The sequence below is a fragment of the Shewanella sp. GD03713 genome, assembly GCF_029843705.1.
Classification (GTDB): Bacteria; Pseudomonadota; Gammaproteobacteria; order Enterobacterales; family Shewanellaceae; genus Shewanella.
In genome coordinates this window covers 140,070-160,957 of the sequence record NZ_JAOCIW010000002.1, presented here as the reverse complement: position 1 = coordinate 160,957, position 20,888 = coordinate 140,070, and the positions used below count along the sequence as shown (strand labels likewise).

17 protein-coding genes and 2 pseudogenes are annotated in these 20,888 nt (G+C 44.3%); 16 read left to right on the top strand and 3 right to left on the bottom strand.

The genetic code is table 11. The annotated features are described in order from the left end of the window. Positions 1-15: 15 nt before the first annotated feature. From N5E87_RS22045 to N5E87_RS22020, 6 genes and pseudogenes are all read left to right on the top strand, one after another. Positions 16-2,673: pseudogene (locus N5E87_RS22045) on the top strand (integrase family protein). Continuing rightward, on the top strand, positions 2,673-3,350 hold the full coding sequence (gene gmtX / locus N5E87_RS22040) for a gamma-mobile-trio protein GmtX (RefSeq protein ID WP_279775970.1): 678 nt from the start codon (positions 2,673-2,675) through the stop codon (positions 3,348-3,350). The pseudogene N5E87_RS22045 and the gene gmtX overlap by 1 nt, the downstream one beginning before the upstream one ends. Further along, positions 3,350-3,820, top strand: coding sequence for a VPA1267 family protein (locus N5E87_RS22035; protein WP_279775969.1), 471 nt, complete (start codon positions 3,350-3,352; stop codon positions 3,818-3,820). The genes gmtX and N5E87_RS22035 overlap by 1 nt, the downstream gene beginning before the upstream one ends. A gap of 289 nt (positions 3,821-4,109) precedes the next feature. Beyond that, positions 4,110-4,871, top strand: a complete 762-nt coding sequence (locus N5E87_RS22030) for an IS5-like element ISSpu10 family transposase (RefSeq protein WP_011789342.1) — start codon at positions 4,110-4,112, stop codon at positions 4,869-4,871. Between the two features lie 51 nt (positions 4,872-4,922). Beyond that, positions 4,923-5,141: a hypothetical protein gene (locus tag N5E87_RS22025; RefSeq protein WP_226791450.1), complete on the top strand. Its 219-nt coding sequence runs from the start codon at positions 4,923-4,925 to the stop codon at positions 5,139-5,141. A 43-nt stretch (positions 5,142-5,184) separates the two neighbouring features. Next, a complete protein-coding gene (locus N5E87_RS22020) occupies positions 5,185-5,346 on the top strand; it encodes a hypothetical protein (RefSeq protein ID WP_243695569.1) in 162 nt (53 codons plus the stop codon). 120 nt (positions 5,347-5,466) lie between these two features. Here N5E87_RS22020 and N5E87_RS22015 read toward each other — a convergent pair whose 3' ends face one another. Then, complete coding sequence (locus N5E87_RS22015; RefSeq protein ID WP_279775967.1) at positions 5,467-6,009, bottom strand: TetR/AcrR family transcriptional regulator; 543 nt, start codon at positions 6,007-6,009, stop codon at positions 5,467-5,469. Between the two features lie 136 nt (positions 6,010-6,145). Here N5E87_RS22015 and N5E87_RS22010 point away from each other — a divergent pair, with 136 nt between their 5' ends. The 4 genes and pseudogenes from N5E87_RS22010 to N5E87_RS21995 form a co-directional block, all read left to right on the top strand. Continuing rightward, positions 6,146-7,285, top strand: coding sequence for an efflux RND transporter periplasmic adaptor subunit (locus N5E87_RS22010; RefSeq protein ID WP_125891654.1), 1,140 nt, complete (start codon positions 6,146-6,148; stop codon positions 7,283-7,285). A gap of 28 nt (positions 7,286-7,313) precedes the next feature. Further along, a complete protein-coding gene (locus N5E87_RS22005; RefSeq protein ID WP_193146805.1) occupies positions 7,314-10,451 on the top strand; it encodes an efflux RND transporter permease subunit in 3,138 nt (1,045 codons plus the stop codon). Further along, entirely contained in the window at positions 10,451-11,866 is a 1,416-nt protein-coding gene (locus N5E87_RS22000) for an efflux transporter outer membrane subunit (RefSeq protein ID WP_347881495.1), read from the top strand. Before N5E87_RS22005 ends, N5E87_RS22000 begins: the two co-directional genes overlap by 1 nt. Positions 11,867-12,122: 256 nt before the next feature. Beyond that, positions 12,123-12,299, top strand: a pseudogene (locus N5E87_RS21995) (GDCCVxC domain-containing (seleno)protein); the annotation flags it as partial. Between the two features lie 151 nt (positions 12,300-12,450). Here the strand turns inward: N5E87_RS21995 and N5E87_RS21990 are convergent. Continuing rightward, positions 12,451-13,266 (bottom strand): integron integrase, encoded by an 816-nt coding sequence (locus tag N5E87_RS21990; protein ID WP_347881494.1) that lies wholly within the window; start codon positions 13,264-13,266, stop codon positions 12,451-12,453. Positions 13,267-13,358: 92 nt separating this feature from the next. Between N5E87_RS21990 and N5E87_RS21985 the strand changes: the two genes are divergently transcribed. After that, a protein-coding gene (locus N5E87_RS21985; protein WP_099458572.1) for an IS66-like element ISVch7 family transposase occupies positions 13,359-14,815 on the top strand; the annotation gives its coding sequence in 2 pieces (ribosomal slippage) (positions 13,359-13,548 and positions 13,548-14,815; 1,458 coding nt in all). A gap of 22 nt (positions 14,816-14,837) precedes the next feature. On the opposite strand, the gene N5E87_RS21980 is transcribed toward N5E87_RS21985, so the two are convergent. Beyond that, positions 14,838-15,005 (bottom strand): phage integrase N-terminal SAM-like domain-containing protein, encoded by a 168-nt coding sequence (locus tag N5E87_RS21980; RefSeq protein WP_347881493.1) that lies wholly within the window; start codon positions 15,003-15,005, stop codon positions 14,838-14,840. A gap of 1,151 nt (positions 15,006-16,156) precedes the next feature. Between N5E87_RS21980 and N5E87_RS21975 the strand changes: the two genes are divergently transcribed. From N5E87_RS21975 to N5E87_RS21955, 5 genes are all read left to right on the top strand, one after another. Next, positions 16,157-16,813 carry a quinolone resistance pentapeptide repeat protein QnrVC1 gene (locus N5E87_RS21975; protein WP_000415714.1) on the top strand — a complete coding sequence of 219 codons (657 nt, stop codon included), beginning with the start codon at positions 16,157-16,159 and terminating at the stop codon, positions 16,811-16,813. Between the two features lie 247 nt (positions 16,814-17,060). Next, complete coding sequence (gene qacK, locus N5E87_RS21970) at positions 17,061-17,393, top strand: quaternary ammonium compound efflux SMR transporter QacK (protein WP_279775966.1); 333 nt, start codon at positions 17,061-17,063, stop codon at positions 17,391-17,393. 735 nt (positions 17,394-18,128) lie between these two features. Next, entirely contained in the window at positions 18,129-19,931 is a 1,803-nt protein-coding gene (locus N5E87_RS21965) for a ParB/RepB/Spo0J family partition protein (protein WP_279775964.1), read from the top strand. 124 nt (positions 19,932-20,055) lie between these two features. Further along, entirely contained in the window at positions 20,056-20,541 is a 486-nt protein-coding gene (locus N5E87_RS21960) for a hypothetical protein (protein ID WP_279775963.1), read from the top strand. Positions 20,542-20,557: 16 nt separating this feature from the next. Further along, the gene (locus N5E87_RS21955; protein WP_279775962.1) at positions 20,558-20,779 is read left to right on the top strand and encodes a hypothetical protein; all 222 of its coding nucleotides are present in this window, start codon (positions 20,558-20,560) and stop codon (positions 20,777-20,779) included. The last annotated feature ends 109 nt before the right edge of the window (positions 20,780-20,888 follow it).

The window sequence follows — 20,888 nt, the reverse complement described above, 5'->3', positions numbered from 1 at the left end:
ATTACGAGGTAAATAATGGCAAAAAAAGTCAAGAAACATGACGGGCGCTCATCGGACTTAACGTTTAAATGGATGCTCACCACCCTTGGCCCTGAGTGGGAGCAATGGCAGGAATTAGCCGCTGAGTGGATGGCGATTCAACATGTGGGAGTTAACAAAAAGATTTACGCGTTGAGGCGTTTTTTTGAGTCCTACTTGTTGGAGTGCGCTCCCTATGCAACTGATATTGGTCTGTTTTTCAAGGGCTACAATGGTCATATCTGCTCCACTGAAGAGCTAGAAGCTAGATTGAGAAAAACTCTTAACGCCCCCGCCGAATTAACAATGTCTATCAACTACCCCTGTGACTTCATTAATTACGTCATTGAGCATCATCTATCTCAAGAAGATGATAGCGGCAACTTAATGCCACTGGTTCGCAATCCGCTGAGCAAAATTAAGATCCAACAATCACACACTGAAACCGTGCGTAACCCACTTCAGTATCGTTACATCCAAGACCTGCGCCAAATTCTGTGCCCATTGCCAGATAAAGCGGAGCTGACGGTGATTGAGCAAAACCTACCACAAGGCGAGTCGTTACTGCCTAGCTATCACTACCGCCATTTCAAGCATTGGGCATGGGCACAAGAGCAGACAGGGCAAGGCAAACAGGGTGGCGATTGGTTTGAAGTAGAGCCTGACTTGATTGACAAAACCGACCCCGATTGCGTGTGACGCACTAAAGAAGTGACTAGAGATGGTAAAAAAATCACCCTCCACCAAATCTGGTCACCTGTCAAAGCGATGGTTATATTTATGAAGCTGCATCTGCCACTGCGCACCTATCAAGTGCGGATGTTAGACAGTGGTGAAGCGGATACGTGGCGTTATGAAAGCGGTCATTGGAAGCTCAATGACAAGCATGACTTTGCGCTCGGTAGCGAAAAACGCCCTTTTGGTAAAGGCATCTTTCGCCGTATCCATGACACCATGACAGGCCAGTATTCCACAGGTTTGTATATCAACACCAACAAAACCGCCGACCAGAATAAAGATGAACTAGAACGCGGCTACATCATCCCTTGGCAGAATGAAGAAGTATTATATTGGCTGGAAAAACTGCGTAACTGGCAGGAAAAATATAACCCTATAGCGAAACCGACAGACTGCACCACGCTGTTAATTAAACATACTAAGTATCAGAAGTCACAAACCCAGTTAGAAAGCATGGGTGAAATCGCCTTTCTGTTTCGTGATGCATCAGCAAACGGTGATGATAAATACAAACCGATACATGCCGATGCGATGAAACCTTTCTGGTATCAATTGTTACTGGAATTGGAAAACCAGCTCGCTGAGCAAGGTAATACGCTTGATAATGGAGAGCGACTTAAACTGGTTGTGGATTACCCAGAAGACACCCCAGGACGCGCTAAGACTGCCACGAACCACCCCCTGCACAGCTTGCGTGTATCCTTGATAACATGCTACACGATGGATACCCAATTGCCACTACCTGTCATATCCAAACTACTGGCAGGGCACTCACGTATCCTAATGACCATCTACTACAACAAAATCACCCCGTCCGTGATGGCGGAAAAAATGAGTGAAGCCGAAGGGGAGCTTGAGGGTAAAGCTAAGCAGTCAGTGCGCAACTTCCTTAAAGATGCCTCACTAGCGCAAATTCAATGCAAAATGGTCTATCACAAAGAAGACAGTATTCAGGCAGCCCTGGTTAACCGCAATCCCATCGGCTGGGAGGAGCGTTCAGCTGGCCTATGTTTGGTCGGAGGCAACACCGTAAAATCCGATGAAGTCAGTACGCTGGGCGGGTGCTGGAACGGTGGTGAGTTGATTAGAGATGCAAGTGCTGCCGCCAATCGCATCTATGGCAGCGTACCGCATGGCCCTGAAAACTGCATTCGTTGCCGTTGGTTTATTACCGAAGCGCGATACCTGCCAGCGCTTAACGCGCAGTTTAATCAACTCAGTTACAAGGCGCACCAGGCGGCTAACCTATCGGTTGAAATCGAGGGTCAGCTAGAAGCGCTCAAAGATGAGCAGTTCTTCTGTGAAGAGCAAGGTGCGCCTTTTACCAAACATAATGACATGCAGGTTCTACAGCGCCGCTATGAAAAGCAACAAGTAGAGGCCGATGAATACACCAAAGACTGGATAGCGTGCTTCGAGCTAATCAGCAAAATCATTCACATCGAGGAAGCCCGAAACGATGACGACACCAAAGATAAATTGATTGCAGTAGGGAATGAACAAGATATTAGCCATGCCTTGAGATTCGTTGAAACAGAGTCTGAGTTACTGCACTTATCCCTTCTATGTGACGATGCCGAATTCTTCCCTGACTTGCAGGATGAACTTCGTAAAACGCCCGCTATTCAAAAGCGCTCCATTGAACTCAGTCGCATGCTGATGAAAAAGGGTTTTGAACCCATCTTCTTGGAAATGGATGAAAAGCAGCAACTCATTGCTGCTAATGCCATGTTGCGTCACATGGCAAAAATAGCAGACCCTCATGACAAATTAGAGGGCTACCGCAAAGTCGCCAACTACATTGAGGCAGGTGAGTACTTTGAAGAAAACAAACTATTTAGTGCAGGTATGAGTGCGCTCACTGGTAAAGCCTTGCACCTAGAAAATCTCACCCAACCTGCGCTCTTGGAGGGTTAATGGACATTAATATTGATATCATCTTGGCTGACCTAAAAGACGACAAAGTGCCAAGAACCCAAAAAAACCTAGATAAGCTTAACGACATCCTGAAAGCCTATGCAGGATCGGGGCAGCGTGATTTCTCCATTGCACAAATGGGGCGAGTATCAGCAGCAGAGGGTGGCCCAGGTTACGAAGCGTTACGAGCAACCAAAAACAAGCACTACCGCACCTTGATTGAAGCATGGGCAGCAAAGTGCAAAACAACCACCAAAAAGCCGTTATCGCCAACCTCACGCTCTAAGTCTGTTCCACAGGATAATAAACTGCTTGAGCGTATTACAGACCCTGCGGTACGGGCTTTGTTTGGTCAGATTATTGCCGAGCGCAACCGTTATCGCAAAGAGGTTAATCTGCTAAAACAGCACGCGAATATTATTATTGATAAGCGTCCTGTACGTCAGTTTGATGCAAGCGCAGAGCCGAGTGTTGAAGTCTTGCCTTCACTATCTGGCATCTTGACCGAATCTGAGAAGAAAGCCTTAGCCTACGCTATCTCTGACGAATGTATGGAAAAACATAACTGGCAAACCACACAAGCAGGCCAAGTAAAAGACATGGAATACAACACAGAAATATTCCCTAGAGGCTTTGCGACAGGTCTACGCAAGTTGTTAAGTGAGGTAGATGATTAATGGCGAACGGTCAGCAAAGAGCGCAGCAGAACCTCGAAGCATTTGAAGTATGGCAAGCCACTCAAACTGATGATGACTTTAAGCAAATCGCCTTTAAAGGCAAGCTCAACCGCATCGAAGTAGCAAAAGGGGTTGGTTGCGGCAAGTCTGCCCTTAACCAAAATCCTACGCTTAGAAAAGCGCTCAAGGCATTAGAAGAAAAACTGCGTGATAAAGGTATACTCCCGCCACTGACCGAATCTGCAAAGAGCAATGCTGACAAGCCAAAGCAATACGACAACACGGCTAATCGCAAGCTGCTCGACGCTAAACGAGTATCGACCTTAGAGGCTGAAAACATTGAGCTAAAAGCCAAAGTTAAAGAGCTGGAAGGTAAACTGGAGCGGTTTGGCGAACTGAATGAAACCTTGTCAGAAATGGGATCACTTAGCGTAAAAATACCATCAAGAAAAAGAACGGTTAGCAGGTGATCGGATAACTCCGAAATCGCTGATCGGATTCACCGAAATACGCAACATCACCCAAATTTATCACCACGAACAATCGCGGCTTACAACCCGTTGCACTTTCATGTAACCACCAGCTTCAGCAGTCATACAATTAATTGATCGTCAGCTATGAGCGATTATCGGAAGTTCAGCTTTTGTCTAATAATGTTAAAATGATGCTAGGGCTTGTTGATCTTTCGTGATGGATTATTAGACAGCATGATGGGCTGGTATAATTACTTTCGCCAAAAACTAACCATGACAACCCATCATGCCAAGAACAATGTTAACAGACGAGTACTGGTCAAAGCTAATCAGATTGATGCTTAAAACGGGCCGCGTATATGACAAGCCGGAACACAGAAATACTTTCGAAGGCATTTTGTATCGGATGCGGGTCGGTTGCCCTTGGCGCGATGTGCCAGAAGCTTTTGGAGATTGGAGCGCCATCTACCGGCGTTTTAACCTGTGGTCTAAAAAAGGCATTCTAATGCAGCTATTCGCAGAGTTAAGGCAATTGGCTGATTTAGAGTGGGAATTTATAGACGGAAGCATCGTCAAAGCGCATCAGCATGCGACAGGTGCTCGCTCAGAAGATAAAGAAGCGATTGGGAAAAGTCGTGGTGGTAACACGACGAAAATCCATATGGCAGTGGATAGTTGCGGCTTGCCAATAGATTTTATTGTGACAGGCGGTGAGGTTCATGACAGTAAAGCAGCCATAGAATTACTAAAACAACTGCCTGATGCCGAACACGTTATCGCTGACCGGGGCTATGATAGCGAGAAGATACGAGAGCAGATCCGAGAAAAAAAGGGCGTCCCTAACATACCGCGCAAGCGTAATTCGAAGATTGGTAATGGCGATATTGACTGGTGTCTGTACAAATATCGCCATCTGGTTGAGAACGTGTTTGCCAGGCTAAAACATTACCGCTCAGTAGCAACAAGGTATGATAAATTAGCCCGGAATTATGCAAGTACACTGGCCTTGGCTTGCTGCCTTATATGGCTGCCAATGTGGGTTGGCTGAATTATGAACAGCAAAGATCAACAGGCCCTAGTTGTTTAAGAGAATCTACTTATGAAAACCATTGGAAAGCTGGCTAAAGAACTAGACATTAACGTAGAAACAGTCCGATTCTATGAACGTAAAGTAAGCGTAACAGCAACCACACCTTACAACGTGATTGCTGTTACGCTTACAGAGGTTCAGGAGCTTTATGAGCCAGCAAAAGAACCCCTACAAGAACAAAACTACAGGCTTGAATTAGAGCTGAGAAGATTGAAACGATCTCTATGAATCACACATCTTGCGGCCAATTTTGATGCAGGGCAGTTCGCAAATGAGTACCTTGCTGATATTTTTATCACTGTTGGGTGGTTTGCAACTCTTTGGTTTAATTGGTTTGATTTATGGGCCAATTATTTTTGCGTTAACCATGGTGCTGTTACGGCTTTATACTATTGAGTTTAAAGATTTTCTGGAACGCCAAGACAATAGCTAACAATAAGATTGTTGTACTTTAGCGCTTCGCCCTGCCCATATCGGTATACAGTGGAGATATTCAAACGTTATATTACGAATATCTCCACTGTTACGGTTCATCACAAAAGATAAACAGCTCCTAGTTTCCTTTGGCGCCATGTAAAAAAAATCGCGTAAGTAACTTAACTGATTCGGCATTAGCCAAACGGCCGCGTCGCTCAGCATCTGCAGTGCTATAAATCAAAGACACAAAATATTCTGTTAGTGCGGCAGCATTAATATCAATACGAAACAAGCCCACTTGTTGCCCCGCTAAAAAGTAGCGATCAACCGCATTACTATAATGTGCCCATAGGGTATTTTCTACTGTACAAACTTCGGGTGTGTAATTAAACATTTGATAAATCAATACTTCCCGATGTTCAAGATGTATATTGATAAGTGATGATAACGAGGCATCTGTAGGTTCGACACTCTTAGCTGAAATGGTATCAGCGATATGATTAAGTACTGCTGTGCCGTACTCGTTAATTTTCTCAACTATCGATTCTCTTGAACCAAAGGTACGATGTAAGGTGCCACGACTCACACCAATGGCTTCCGCTAAATCTTTAACCGTTGCGCGTGGTTGCTCTACCATGGCCTTTGCTAGCTTTCTTAATAAGTTATCGTCTAGTTGCATGATAACCCCACAATTAGTAATTCTATTGCGATAGTTTGCGCTTAATTCATCAAAGTGTCAAATGAGACAATATTGTCTCATTTGATTTTAGGGTTTATCATAGCCGCGTTTTGTACTTTAACTTGTAAGGTGAATCATGAATAAGCCGTTTACTCGCCGCAGCATTACCGCTGTTGTGCTTTTGTCCAGTGCTTTGTCACTTGTGGGATGCTCCGACTCAACACCAGCGGTACCACAAGAGGCAGGGGCACTTCCGGTAACCACACTTAGCGTTAGGGCTGAAAAGTTAGTGCTGATTAGTGATCTGCCAGGCCGGGTAGAGCCGATGCGAGTTGCACAAGTGCGCGCACGTGTTGCCGGTATTATCTTACAGCGGCATTTTACAGAAGGTGCGGATGTCGCTGCGGGCGATGTATTATTTCAAATTGATCCAGCACCGTTAAAAGCGGCCTTAACACGGGCCGAAGGCGAACAAGCAAAAGCGGATGCAGAGTTGGTAAATGCACGAGCAAAAGTAACACGTTATGAACCGCTTGCCAAAATAGAAGCGATTAGCCAGCAAGATTTAGATACTGCCTTGGCAGAGCTTCGTACAGCGCAAGCTGCTGTTAGTTCGGCAAGAGCAAGTGTTGTTAGTGCCAAACTAGATTTAAGTTATGCCACGGTAACCGCTCCAATTTCTGGGCGAATTGGCCGGGCATTAACAACCGAAGGCGCGTTAGTTGGGCAGGGCGAAGCAACATTGCTAACTACCATACAACAACTTAACCCAGTGTATGTCGATTTTACCCAGCCGGTGGCAAAAGCACTGGAATTACAGCAGTTGCTGAAAAGCGGCCAACTTGCTGATAGCCAAGATAAAAAACTAACCGCAACCATCGAAGGTACGCGTTATGAAGCAAAAGGCGATTTGCTTTTTAGCGATATTGCCGTTGAACGCAGCACCGGACAGATCACCTTGCGCGGTGAGTTTGATAATACTGAGAATATGCTGTTACCGGGTATGTACGTAAGAGTAAAAGCACCACAAGCTCAGATAGCGGATGCCATCTTGATCCCGCAACGCGCCGTGCAGTTTGATGCCAGCGGCAAAAGTAGTGTCTGGGTGGTCGATGCTAATAATACGGTACAACAAGTGGCTGTTGAGCTTGGCATTATGCAAGGAAAAAACTGGCAGGTTACGCAAGGATTAAACGCCGGCGATAAAGTGATTACCGGTGGTATATCAGCCTTAACGCCTGGTAGTGCGGTAGTGGAAACCACAGCGGCCCAGTAATTGATGCTTTAGCAGCAGAGGATACACCATGTCTCAATTTTTTATTAGGCGGCCCAATTTTGCTTGGGTAGTAGCCTTGTTTATCACGTTAGGTGGATTACTGGCTTTGCCAAATTTACCTGTTTCACAATACCCAACGGTGGCGCCACCGCAAGTTACTATTTACGCAACATACCCTGGTGCTTCGGCACAGGTATTAACGGACTCTGTTACCAGTATTATCGAACAAGAACTTAATGGTGCCAAAAACTTACTGTATTTTGAATCATCAAGTAATGCCAACGGCATCGCCGAAATCACGGTTACCTTTGAGCCCGGTACGGACCCAGATTTAGCCCAGGTTGATGTACAAAATCGCCTGAAAAAAGCTGAATCGCGCTTACCACAAGTAGTGCTGGATCTTGGCGTACAGGTTGAACAAGCCAGTTCTGGCTTCTTAATGATTTATTCATTGAGTTATACCGACGGTAATGCGCCAGGTGCCGACATTGTGCAACTTGCTGACTATGCAGTGCGTAATGTTAATAATGAAATTTTGCGTGTACCTGGCGTGGGTAAAATCCAGTTTTTTGCCTCTGAAGCCGCCATGCGAATTTGGGTTGATCCACAAAAGTTACTGGCTTACGACTTATCTATTGCGGATGTTAATAATGCCATTAGTGCACAAAATATTCAGATTGCCGCCGGCAGCTTTGGTAGCAGCCCTTCGTTAAAAGAGCAGGAGCTGGCCATTACTTTACAAGTAAAAGGCTTGATGGAAAACCCAGAAGAGTTTGGCAATATTTTACTACGTTCTACCGCCAATGGCGCCACCGTTAAATTATCTGATGTGGCCAGAATTGAAGTGGGAAATCAAGACTATGGCTTTATGTCCAGGCAAGATGGTAAACCTACCGTTGGTACTGCAATTCAGTTATCGCCGGGGGCTAATGCCATCGCTACGGCGAAAGCCGTTAAAGATCGCTTGCAGGAATTATCGGCATCATTTCCAGATAATGTCGAATATTCTGTACCTTACGATACCTCACGCTTTGTTGATGTGGCCATCAAAAAGGTTATTTATACGTTAGTTGAAGCGATGATCTTAGTGTTTATTGTCATGTATTTGTTTTTACAAAACGTGCGTTACACGTTAATTCCTTCTATCGTTGTACCCGTTTGTTTGATGGGAACCATGGTGTTTATGTATTGGCTGGGGTTCTCAGTTAATATGATGACGATGTTTGGTATGGTACTCGCCATCGGTATTTTGGTGGATGATGCCATCGTTGTGGTAGAAAACGTCGAACGTATTATGGCAGAAGAAGGATTACCGCCATTAGCCGCCACAATAAAAGCGATGCAGCAAGTATCGGGTGCTATTGTCGGTATTACGATGGTACTTACCGCGGTATTTTTACCGCTGGCCTTTATGTCCGGTTCTGTTGGTGTTATTTATCAGCAGTTTTCATTGTCTTTAGCGGTATCTATTTTATTTTCTGGCTTTTTAGCATTAACCTTTACTCCTGCACTATGTGCCACTTTGCTAAAGCCAATTCCCGCCGGACATCATGAGAAAAAGGGCTTTTTTGGTGCTTTTAATCGTGGCTTTAATCGTTTAACCGGCCGTTATGTTAATTTAACGACCAACACAGTCAGTAAAACCGGCCGTTATATGCTGGTTTATACCGCTATCTTGGCATTACTGGCATTTGTATACCTGCGTTTACCCGAGTCTTTTGTACCTGAAGAAGATCAAGGTTTTATGTTGGTTGATATTCAATTACCCGCAGGTGCCAGCCGTGGTAGAACCGATGCTGTTAGCGCAGAACTGGAAAATTTTCTAGCCGAACGAGAAAGTGTTGCATCAACGTTTTTAGTGATGGGCTTTAGCTTTTCTGGTATGGGCGAAAATGCGGCATTAGCATTTCCAACCTTAACGGATTGGTCTGAGCGTGGTAAAGGGCAATCCGCCGCCGATGAAGTGCAAGCCGTTAATGCACATTTCTATGGCCATAACGATGGTGCAGTGATGGCTGTGTCACCACCTCCTATTGAAGGTTTAGGTAATTCCGGCGGTTTTTCATTACGCTTACAAGATCGCGGCGGTGTAGGGCGCGAAGCACTTATTGCAGCCAGAGATCAATTATTAGGGGCCGTATTTCAAAATCCAGCATTTGCCTATGCCTATATGGAAGGTTTGGCGGACGCACCGCAACTAAGTTTACATATCGATCGTGAAAAAGCCAGTGCACTCGGTGTGCGTTTTGATGCCATTAGTAATGCGCTTTCTACATCATTTGGCTCAATGGTGGTAGGCGACTACTCAAACACCGGCAGACAGCAACGTGTTATCGTGCAAGCTGAAGCCAATAGCCGTGCCACAGCTGAAAGCGTGCTAGAGCTTTATGTTAGTAATGATCAGGGTGAACAAGTACCTTTTAGCGCTTTTGCCACAACACAGTGGAGCAAAGGCCCAGTGCAATTGTCACGTTATAACGGCTATCCAGCCTTTAAAATTGGTGGCGATGCAGCACCTGGCGTCAGCTCTGGTGATGCTATGGCGGCAATGGAGCAAATAATCAGTACGCTGCCTGAAGGAATAGGTTATGAGTGGACGGCACTGTCTTATCAGGAAAAGTTTGCCAGCGGCCAAGCACCTAAATTATTAGCACTCTCTATTTTAGTTGTGTTTTTATTATTGGTTGCCTTGTACGAAAGTTGGTCTATCCCGTTATCAGTTATGTTGATTGTCCCAATCGGTGCATTAGGTGCAGTGCTTGCCGTACTTGTCGCCAATATGGCCAATGATGTGTACTTTAAGGTTGGTTTAATCACGATTATCGGGCTTTCAGCTAAAAACGCTATCTTAATCGTGGAGTTTGCCAAAGATCTATTGGCACAAGGTTACTCGTTACGCGAAGCCGCTATTGAAGCTGCAAAATTACGTTTCAGACCCATCGTCATGACTTCTGCGGCATTTATTTTAGGCGTAGTACCACTGGCGTTAGCATCTGGTGCGGGTGCAGCAAGTCAGCAGGCGCTTGGAACAGGGGTTATTGGCGGTATGCTTAGTGCTACAGTCCTGGGTGTTATTTTTGCACCAATTTTCTTTGTTGCAGTGCTTGGTCTATTTAACGCCAAAAAAGCCGAGCAAACCACTCAACCTAATAAGGAGGCGCAATAATGATGCTTTATAAAGTCCCATCGTTAATCGCATTATCTGTTGCGCTGGCTGGTTGTTCATTGGCACCTGACTATCAAAAGCCACAGGCGCCAGTTGCGAGTGCATGGCAAAGTGCTGATACCGCTGTAACCGAGCAAGCAGAAGTACACGGCTGGGAAGCCTTTGTTACCGACACAGCACTACGAGAATTAGTGCAAACGGCCTTGACGAACAACCGCTCATTTCGCCAAACGTTGTTGGATATAGAAAGCGCCAGAGCACAATACCGTATTGTGCAATCTGATCGATTACCACAGCTGCAAGCTACTGGTAGCGGTAATCGGCAGCAAACACCAGCCAGTTTATCTCCAACTGGTGTAGCAGGCGTTAGCAGCAACTACCAGGTTGGGCTGAGTTTGCCGGAGTATGAACTAGATTTGTTTGCTCGGGTAAAAAACCTCTCAGATGCGGCATTAGAGCAATATTTGGCAACAGAGGCGGGGAGTCGGGCTACGCAAATTGCGCTTATCGCTGAGGTTATTCAAGCATTTTTAACCTACGAAAGTACCCAACAACAGGCCGTTTTGGCTAATAGCACCAGTGAAACGCGCGCAAAATCGTTAGAATTGGTGACGCAAAGACGTAGTTTAGGTGACGCATCAGCGCTGGATTATCAAGAGGCTTATAGCTTATTACAACAAGCAAATATTGCCTTGGAACAAGCTAATCGGGCACATCAACAGGCACAGAACGCCTTAGTGTTATTGCTAGGCACATCCAATACTACAACGCTGTTGCAAAGTACATTATTGGCACAGCCTAATGAAAAACGCATTGTGCAGCGTATTGCGGCTGGCACGCCATCGCTTTTAATTGCTCATAGGCCAGATATTTTGGCCAGTGAGCATCGTTTAAAAGCGCGGCATGCCGATATTGGTGCCGCACGCGCTGCTTTTTTCCCGAGAATTTCATTAACAGGCAATTTTGGTACAGCAAGTAATGAAATGTCGGGTTTATTTGAAAGTGGTTCAAAGGCGTGGGCTTTTATGCCACAAATTTCATTACCTATTTTTACTGGTGGCCGCAACCGAGCTAACTTAACACTGGCCGAGGTCAGAAAAGATATCGCAATAGCAGAGTACGAGTACCAAATCCAAAGTGCTTTTCGCGAAGTTGCCGATGCTTTAGTAGCAAGTAGTTCATTGCAACGGGAAGAAAACGCTCAAGCGGAACTGGAGAGTTCAGCCAATAAAACATTGCAATTAGCCGAAGCGCGTTATCGTGCGGGTGTTGATAGCAATCTGCGTTATTTGGATGCACAGCGTCAGCATTTTAGTGCCCAACAAAATCTGATCACGGTAAGTACACAGCATCAACTCGCACTTGTCGATTTATTTCGAGCACTTGGCGGTAACTGGTATACCAAAACGCATTAATTACTGGCTCAATAAAATACTCAGTAAAGTAAAACAGCTCGCTATTACAGTGAGCTGTTTTTTTGTTTGCAGAATATCAGTACAAACTCAACGTGAGCAAGAGCTGCAGCGGCTGCAGGCAGAGCTACGGTTGGCACAGCAAGCTCTGAGTGTTAAACAACAAGAGGTGGTAACGGGATCCTGATTTTTTTTCACAAATCCTAATTTAACATGTTGTTTTTATAAATAAATATTTTTCACGCGTCAATGAACAGCGCCGAAGTTTAGTAAGGTCGAGACCATGCCAACAAACGCTTGCCAGTGGTATTACGAATGTGAAGGATGCAAAGCGCTGCTCAAGCCGTTAAAAGGTGACTGTTGCGTATATTGTTCTTACGGGACCGTTAAATGCCCTCCTATTCAAGAAGGAAGCAGTTGCTGCAACAAATCTTAATGTCTGCTTTTGGCACTTAGCTTCCAGGTGGCATAGTTCAGCTGGCAGAAATGAGCGAAAAGCAGAGATTCAGCACCTCAACACAATCCGCATGCGAATGACCGCTTTTACCGCAAAACCGGACATGAAGCCCGGTTTATTTAAAACGAAATTATCGGTCTATAGGGCTAATTGTCCCTGATGAATGTTGACCGATGACATGTGTATATATTTGAGTTGTCTTCAAATCCGTATGCCCTAACAGCTCTTGAACTGTACGAATGTCTGTTCCCGCTTTTAAAAGCTGCGTTGCGAAAGAGTGCCTGAATGTGTGTGCGGTAACGTGTTTCTGAACACCTGACCGTATAACAGCGCTCCTTAATTTCTTTGTTAGGGACGTCCAATGCAAGTGATGGCGGCAAACATATCCATCCACTGGATGCTTACACCTGACAGATGATGGGAATATAAATTGCCACTTAAAATCAGAAATTGCGTAAGGGTATTTTCGAGCGAGCACTGGCGGGAGACTTGTTTTACCCTCACCTTCGCAAAGATCCTTTTCATGAAGATCACGAACCTTTTCAATATGCAATTTAAGGGGTTCAACATGCTTTTCAGGTAACATCGTGACTCGATCTTTACCGCCTTTGCCACGAAATACATAGACATTCCTTGACTCAAAATCGATATCTTTAACTCTTAGCATTAATAGTTCTGCTTTCCTTAGCCCACAACCATATAAAAGCGAAAACATCAGTTTATAGCTACCGGATAGCTGATTGATGATACTCATTGCTTCGTTATGAGATAAGACGGATGGAACCCGTTTAGGTGCGAGTGCTTTTATCGTATCAGGTAGTAAAGTAAGTTCTCTCTGAAGTATATGTTTATACATGAAGACGATAGCGCAAAGCGCCAAGTTTTGAGTAGACGCCGTAACTTGTCGGTTTACGGCTAAATATGTCAAAAAATTGTAAACGTTCACCAGTACCGCATTGACAGCAAAAAAGTGTGATCATTAGCACTGGATCCCATTTTGCCTATTGAGTGATCATTCCTAGCGGTCATGCTGACTGCATGACTAAGAAAAAATCAAAATTCTCATCCTCACCACCTATTGCCTCAGACATTAACGAAGCGAATGCGTTGATATCCGAGTTATGGGAACAGTTGCGCCATTATGAAGATAGGCTACAAACAAGCAGCGCTAATTCCTCTAAGTCTCCTTCCTCCGATGGGCCCAAAGAGCGAGCTGAACGAAAAAAGCTCAAAGCTCTAGTGGTCGCCATCCGAGAGGAGCTAAACAAGGTCACGAAGGGCATAAACGACAACTCTCAGAACTAAAAGCATCCGATACGGTTGTTGATTGTTACCCCGAAAGTACATGCCCTTGCTGCGGTGACGCTGACCTCAAAATGAGTGACAAACCATTTTATCGCCACCAAGTTCATGAAATCCCAGCGCCACGTATCGACATTACCGAATATCGGCTCTATTCAGGTAAATGCGCGCAATGTGGAGAGGCCGTGAAAGCCCAGAAACCTAGCGATATCCCTCAAGGGATAATGGGGCCAAACCTAATGAGCCAAATCGCCATACTGGCTGGTCAATATCATCTCAGTGTTCGGAAAATACGCTCACTACTGCAAGAGCAGTTTGGTATTACTTTCTCAGTGGGTGCCATAAGTGAAGCACAAAGCCGCATTGCTTCTATGCTGACACCACTGCATCAAGCTATCAAAACCAACATACAATCTGCGCCACTGGTCCATGTAGATGAAACGTCGCACTCTAGAAATGATGAGAAAGGTTTGCGTTGGTGCTGGCTAGTGGCAAGCGAGGATTTAGTCTATGAAAAAATCCTTTACTCTCGTTCAATGCATTCAGCAAAAACGGTACTGGACTCAGACTATTGTGGCATTGTGGTCAGTGACCAATATAGCGGTTACAACTGGCTTTCTCCGGACAGACACCAACTCTGTTGGGCGCATGTCATTCGCAATCTACAACAAATTGCCGATTACACAGGCAAAGGGCACACCGCAAAAATAGGTCAGCGTCTTGTACTGCTGAGCAAATTAGTATTTCGAACTCGGCACCGCTGGGAATCTAGCCAAATCGATGACGCTCTCTACCTAAATCGATTGAATCGCATACGTTGTCGTTTTAATCATTGGCTGGAAAAAGGGGCAACCCAAATCCCAATTCAATGCTATCAAGGACGGTGTCGAAAGCTTAAAGAGCATAGCCAAAGTTTATGGCTGTTCTTAACCAACCCTAAAATCCCTCTGACCAACAACGAAGCAGAGCGACGATTGCGCGGCTTCGTCATTCAGAGAAAAATCAGCTACGGTACCACCTCGGACGCAGGCGATAAGTTCCGAGACCGTCTACACTCGCTAATCGAAACGTGTAAAAAGCGGAAAATATCGTCACTTGATACGCTTTCACGCATAGCCAACGCGGTGGTTCGTCAGCAGCCATACCCAAATGTGTTCGACCTTAAGCACACGAGTTTTTATCTAAATACCTAGTCAACATGCTACTGGTGAACGCTTACAAAAAATTAGTTACCTCTTGTTCCCCCATGTTCTTAGGATGCTGTTTTTTGTTAAACAAAATGAAGCGTTTTATCCAAAGTAAATAGGTTTTTTCAGTCTGAATTGAGTAATGCTTGGTTCGCATAACCTGTCTGATGCTTTCAAGGAAAGGTGAACGAGTCATGTAAGCTCCTTTGTTGATTATCGAGTGTGTTACTGAGACTTCTCAGTAACACCTGATGATAAGGAGGCTAAACCAAGATAAGGCATTGATATTAATAATATTACCCCGTTTTGGGGTGGAGACATTACTGAGAAGTCTCAGTAATGTCGTAAATTAAAAGTAAATTAAGTCCTTAACTAGCTTCTTAAGTTATTGATCTTCAGTAAACTCATAGGTATAAATTTGTTTTGCCTTTCGGATGTTACTGAGAGGTCTACATAATAACTGTTATGTAACCGTAGAGAAAAAGACCACAATATATTGAAAATTAAAGTTTTTTATGGTTTTTTTACTTTGAATTTAGCTTCTACTTTGTCTGTTTGATACTTTTAATTGATTGTTTTAATGGGTTATTTTTAAAGTTGTAAATCCAGTTTTATTCATATTGATTTGGCTTGCAGCTTCTTGTTCTTCGAGTCTTCATTCAGTACTTAATGGTAAAGCGGGTTTGCGTTCAGCTTGTCTATAGTCATGATCCGCAGAATCAAGTTACTTTTGTAGTTGCCAGAGTTTTTTCTACTGGGTCAATGCTGACTTTTCGTGTAAGTTAAATCGTGTTTGGCGATGCTGATTTTGGTAATGCTTTGAAATGGTTAGTAAAGTTACATAACAAAGCATTCAAGAGGGACAGTCAACGCTTGGCAGTTTTGGTTTGGGTTGGCATTTGAGGTTAAGGCTGGCTAAATAGCTGTTCCGAATAGTAGAACACTGCACTCGTAAAGCTTCTACAAGGGACACTGAACACGCATCGTGTGCAGAGTCTTGTCACTTCAGCCTTTGGAGCCATATTACACAAATGCCTTACGCTACATGGGTTCAGGCAAGATGTAGCACTATTAGGAACAGTTATTTAGTTTTAGTACAGTTATTTGCGTTGCCTGCCCCTTAATGCGGCGTTATGTGCTTTCTCTAAAACAAGCCAGATTCACTGAAACTTTCTTCTGGCTGGCCGCATCGGTCGTTTCGAATTAGCCACCTTTAAAATGCCGTTTTGATGCCTTATTTTGGCTAAAACGGGGTGTTTTAAGTTTCTGTTTTTATTGGTTTTGTTTTTGTTGAGAACTTTCAGGTAAATGATAGTCTTCAAATCAAATGTTTTTTGGAGCCACAGCATGGAAAAATCAAAGCAATTATATAATCAAGTGAACTTCTCACATCAGGACTTGCAAGAACATATCTTTAGCAATTGTACTTTTATACATTGTAATTTTAAGCGCTCAAACCTCCGAGATACACAGTTCATTAACTGTACTTTCATAGAGCAGGGGGCATTGGAAGGGTGCGATTTTTCTTATGCTGATCTTCGAGATGCTTCATTTAAAAACTGTCAGCTTTCAATGTCCCATTTTAAGGGGGCAAATTGCTTTGGTATTGAACTGAGAGATTGTGATCTTAAAGGAGCAAATTTTAGTCAAGTTAGTTTTGTAAATCAGGTTTCGAATAAAATGTACTTTTGTTCTGCATACATAACAGGTTGTAACTTATCCTATGCCAATTTTGAGCAGCAGCTTATTGAAAAATGTGACCTGTTCGAAAATAGATGGATTGGTGCAAATCTTCGAGGCGCTTCATTTAAAGAATCAGATTTAAGCCGTGGTGTTTTTTCGGAAGACTGCTGGGAACAGTTTAGAGTACAAGGCTGTGATTTAAGCCATTCAGAGCTTTATGGTTTAGATCCTCGAAAGATTGATCTTACGGGTGTAAAAATATGCTCGTGGCAACAGGAACAGTTACTGGAGCAATTAGGGGTAATCATTGTTCCTGACTAAGCGCAAGATTCGGCTACGCACATAACAAACGCTTTAAGACGGATTCGCAACGTTTGGCGGTTTTAGTTTGAATTGGCTTTTGTATTTACGGTGTAATAATTGAGTGTTGTGGTAGCGTTGCTCACCACTTAAGCGGGCGTTAGATGTAATTAACCGGAAAGTTGCGCACGAATAATTTTTTTCTTCAAGACTGAAATTTTAAGAGAAAAAGACATATACTCCCTTCGAATCATATTGGAGGCGGATCATGAAAAGCTGGTTATTTCTTACTATTTCGATTCTTGGAGAGGTAGTTGCAACATCTGCATTAAAGTCCAGTGAAGGTTTTACGAAGCTCGTACCATCTTTCATCGTAATTGTTGGCTATGGAATTGCATTTTATTTCCTTTCATTGGTCTTGAAGTCTATTCCTGTAGGGGTGGCCTATGCAGTTTGGTCTGGCCTTGGCGTAGTATTAGTCACTGCTATTGCATGGGGGCTTTACGGGCAAAAGATTGATGCATGGGGTTTCGTGGGTATTAGTTTAATAGTTTGCGGTGTATTGGTTTTAAATTTGCTTTCTAAGGCAAGCGTTCATTAAGTGGCACTGGCATCTAACAATCGGCAGCAGGCGGACAGCCTACACTACGCGGTTTTGTGTTACTCGCTGCGCTCAAACATTAACACAAAACCGCTCCGTTACGGCTGCCGCTGTGCCGGGCGTTCTGCTAACACCTAAAAGCGGACTTTACAGCCTTAAAGTTGGAATGTCTGCAATTGGCACAAGGCCGAGATCCGACGAAGTGGTACTTTCCGTGAAAGTTGTGGTGCGATTAATTTGCAACACGTGGTAAGGAGCGGTTGCAATGTGGTGGTAAATTAAGTGCAATTAATCAAGAAGGTGAATCAATGAGTGAACAACTGAACTGTCAAAGCCGCATGGATGCGGCGACAACTCTGTACTTGCCGCAAACAACTATCCCCGTCCTGCTAAACCAATGACGTAAACTCCTATCTCTCCCGACTTGTTGGAACAAGTCGCACTCACAAGGTGCAATTAAACACTGAACAAAAATTCATGGATGAATGGTTACCGCCGAAGGACTCGGCGCAAATAAAAAACGTACATACCATTATACACAGTATGTACGTTTGAAATAAAAGCCGCTGACCTTATATGTAAAGCCCTGTCACTCACTCACACGCGAATAGACACTGTTTTTACTATATACTCATGGTTTGGAGGGTTGCGCGATTTCAGTTCCAGAGATAATGGATGTAAACGAAACGAGAGCTAACCATTCTCTTAACCAATCATCTCTGTGGAACAATGACTATGCAAACTCAAGTAGCGACATCTATTCAACCTCAGTATCAACCACTGATCATCGCTGATGGCACTGACTTCGACTTCACCGCCCTACCTGATGGAACGCCAATACGTGTTTCTCCGCTCCTGATTGATGACCTTAGCGTAGGTGGTAATAAACGCCGAAAGAAGGAGCGTAATGCCGATTTTAAAGAGAGTATACGTACCAAAGGTGTAATTCAGTCCCTTAGTGTACGCCCAAACGTAAACAACCCACACAGACTAGAATTGTGTGCAGGTTACGGGCGTCGTGACGCTGCAATTGAGTTTGGCCTGTCAGATGTACCAGTCATAGTAAAGCACTACGGCGATAAAGAGGCCGTAGCAACCATGCTCACTGAAAACAAAGAACGTGAAAATATTTCTATCGTTGATGAAGCTGATCTAGCTCAATCTTACTTGAGTTTGCACGATGGCGATTATTCCTCTGCTGCTACTCACTTGGGCCTTAGTGAAAAGGTTTTTCGAGAGCGTCTACAGCTAAAGCGCCTAACAGATAATGTGTTGGACAAACTGGCTGACGACTCCAACAAGTTCACTCTTGGTCACGCACTGATTCTCTCGACTTTCGACGAGGAGACGCAAGAGAAAACCCTAAGCGCCATCCTTGCAGATCCCGCAACCTACACAGTAAAAGAGTTAAAGCTACGAGCTTCAAAGCGACAACTACCTCTTGCAACGGCTCCCTTTGATACTTCTGAATGCAAGACATGTCAGCACAACACTGGCGAACAGTTTGACTTGTTGGGTGATGGAGAAGTGGAAGCGAACTGTAGCCTTGCATCATGCTTTAATGAAAAGGCACAAGATTGGGTACGCACCAAGCGTGTCACCGAACTGGAAGAGAAATTTGGACGGGTGATCTTGTGGGAAGCAAAGCCAGAAGCTGACCGCCGCACCGTTGAATCTAAACTGGTAGGCGAAAAGCAATTTTCTGACGGCTGCATGAACTGTGAAAACAAGTGCGTAGTTGTTGATGACCGCCCTATGCGTTGGGGTCAGCACATTGAAAACCAATGTATCGACACTGATTGCTTTAACACCTGTGCAAATAACCATAAAAATGCACAAGAAGCTGAAAAAAAGGCAGCACAAAAAGCTGAGCGTGACGAAGCAAAAGGTAGTCGATCTCAAGGCAATTCGACAAAGGGCAAAACATCGACAGTAGTTACAACTGAAGTGTCGCCAATTATGCGCAAAACAAGTTCTGCGGTAATGGAGGACTACCGAGCGCAACTGAGAATGTCCAGTTCTCAAGTGGTTATCACTGACCCTCAATTTCGCTTGGCTCTGGCACTTGGGTCGCTGTGTGACTTATCGAACTATGAGCCAGAGATTTATAAACAGCAAAATGACCGTTTTATGTCCTTCAATGACAGAGTTCTGCTTTATATGACTCTGGACGTTAACACCATCCAATCAGAAATGGGTAAAGCCGTACTACACCATGCAACCGTTGGAGGGAAGGAATCAACATCCCCAACTGACTTGATGATCCGCGCGCTGGCTCAACGTGATGATGGTATCGCTGTAGCAACCAAAGATTGGAACCCAAGCAAGAAGCGGCTGGAAATGTATAACATTGCTCAGATTCAGCAGATGTGCAAGGACTCAGGATTTGAGTTGGCCTATGTAGCAGAACATGGCGAAGTTGGAATCTCTGCGTTATTCAAGAACCGCAAGGAAGACATTATCAATGGTGTAATGGCGTTTAAATTCGACTGGACTCATTACGCTCCAGATGACTATATCGCACTCATAAGCCAATAAAAAAGTGGCGAAAAACTCTAGCTTAGCCCCTTGCGGGATGACTCATGCGTGAGAAAGTAATAACCGTAACCGAGAGGAACTAACCATTCCTCTCTTAAAATTCAAAACACTGTGGAAAATTAAAATGAACCTAGAAAACCTATGCAAAGCAATTAAAGAAGCAGGACTTACTCGCGCAATCATCACCCTTGATACGAATGGAGGTGACGCTGTGGTAATTCTGAATATTCCAACTGCTAACGCAGATTCAATTCCTGACCTCAATAACGAAAAGCAAATGGCTTTACGTAAAGCCCTTTCTATCCCTTTACGGATATTAGGTAAAACTACAGAGGTAGACGGAGAAATTGACCTGCATATCCAGAAGTACGCCGAAGGTTTCATTCCCGCAGCTCAAGCTCTACCAATAGTCACAAAGTGTAACTCGACAGCGGCTGCGACTAAGCAAGCCGAAGCCGCCACCGCGGCAGTACAAGGAGCAACGACGCAAGCGAAGAAGCAAGCTAAGCAAAAAGTTGAATCTACTACAGAGTCACCAGTCGAGAAAGCTATACCTCAAACACCCATTACAGACAACTTTGACTTCTTCGCAGATGGCAACTCACTTTAATCTTGGAGATTGAGCAATGGCAAACTTAAACAACACTCCAATCGAATGGAAATTCAAAATCGGTAACACGCTGGTTGCCTTCCCGAACCCTCGAGTAGGAATTGAGGAAAACCAACGACTGCTTGCGCAGCACTTCCCTCAGCTTCGTTGGACGAAGATTTTTGAGGAGGATGCTGTACTTGAAGATGGCTGCATGGTTCTACCCGTAATTCCACCTCCTGTGAAAACTAACGGTTAACTATGAATCCAATCATTAAGGAAAAACTAGAACAGTGGCGCGATAAATGTGCCACTGGCGCAGAAAAAGCAAGCTTAGCTCAACAAGCTCAGTCAGAAGGTTATTCGGG